Consider the following 1497-nt stretch of genomic DNA (forward strand, 5'->3'; position numbering starts at 1 on the left):
CCAGTGGCACCCGTGGCGCCGGTCGCACCTGTAGCTCCGGTAGCGCCGGTCGCCCCAGTCGAGCCGGTGGCACCCGTAGCGCCGGTCGCACCTGTCGCACCCGTTGCTCCAGTCGCGCCAGTTGCTCCAGTCGCACCCGTGGCTCCGGTCGCACCGGTTGCTCCGGTCGAGCCCGTTGCTCCAGTCGCGCCGGTCGCACCGGTTGCGCCGGTCGAGCCGGTGGCACCCGTAGCGCCGGTCGCTCCAGTCGAGCCCGTTGCTCCAGTCGCACCGGTGGCTCCGGTCGCACCCGTCGAGCCGGTAGCTCCGGTAGCTCCAGTCGCACCCGTTGCTCCAGTGGCACCGGTAGTTCCAGTCGCACCTGTTGCTCCGGTCGAACCTGTCGAGCCAGTTGCTCCTGTCGCACCCGTAGCGCCGGTCGAGCCGGTATCGCCCGTAGCACCAGTGGCGCCGGTTGCTCCAGTCGCCCCAGTGGCCCCGGTCGAACCCGTTGCTCCGGTATCACCCGTTGCTCCAGTCGAGCCGGTCGCACCCGTAGCGCCGGTCGCACCTGTTGCACCCGTCGAGCCCGTTGCTCCGGTATCGCCGGTAGCGCCGGTCGCGCCTGTGGCGCCGGTTGCTCCGGTCGCACCCGTCGAGCCCGTTGCTCCGGTATCGCCGGTAGCGCCGGTCGCGCCTGTGGCGCCGGTTGCTCCGGTCGCACCCGTCGAGCCCGTTGCTCCGGTATCGCCGGTGGCGCCGGTCGCACCTGTTGCTCCGGTCGCACCTGTCGAGCCCGTTGCTCCGGTATCACCCGTAGCGCCGGTTGCGCCTGTCGCACCCGTTGCACCCGTAGCGCCGGTCGCACCTGTGGCGCCGGTTGCTCCAGTCGCCCCGGTAGCTCCAGTAGCTCCAGTCGCGCCGGTTGCGCCTGTCGAGCCGGTCGCACCCGTTGCACCCGTAGCGCCGGTCGCACCTGTTGCACCCGTCGAGCCCGTTGCTCCGGTATCACCGGTGGCGCCGGTCGCACCTGTGGCGCCGGTTGCTCCGGTCGCACCGGTTGCTCCGGTATCGCCGGTGGCGCCGGTGGCACCTGTGGCGCCGGTTGCTCCGGTCGCACCCGTTGCTCCGGTATCGCCCGTGGCGCCGGTGGCACCTGTGGCGCCGGTTGCTCCGGTCGCGCCAGTCGAGCCGGTGGCGCCCGTTGCTCCGGTATCGCCCGTGGCGCCGGTCGCACCCGTCGAGCCGGTCGCGCCCGTTGCTCCGGTATCGCCGGTGGCGCCGGTCGCACCTGTGGCGCCGGTTGCTCCGGTATCGCCGGTGGCGCCGGTCGAGCCGGTTGCGCCGGTTGCTCCGGTCGCACCGGTCGAGCCCGTTGCGCCCGTTGCTCCGGTATCACCGGTGGCGCCGGTCGCACCTGTGGCGCCGGTTGCTCCGGTCGCACCGGTCGAGCCGGTTGCTCCGGTTGCTCCGGTATCGCCCGTGGCGCCGGTCGCGCCTGTGGCGCCGGTTGCTCCG

At 72.9% G+C, this 1497-nt stretch carries 1 protein-coding gene; it reads right to left on the minus strand.

Annotated features, from left to right (window positions below; all coding sequences use genetic code 11):
- Nucleotides 1-1497: hypothetical protein (locus tag P9217_RS02365; protein WP_278088284.1), on the minus strand; the 1497-nt coding region annotated here is incomplete at both ends.

Source organism: Mesorhizobium sp. WSM4989, from assembly GCF_029625795.1.
In the GTDB taxonomy this organism is placed as follows: Bacteria; Pseudomonadota; Alphaproteobacteria; order Rhizobiales; family Rhizobiaceae; genus Mesorhizobium.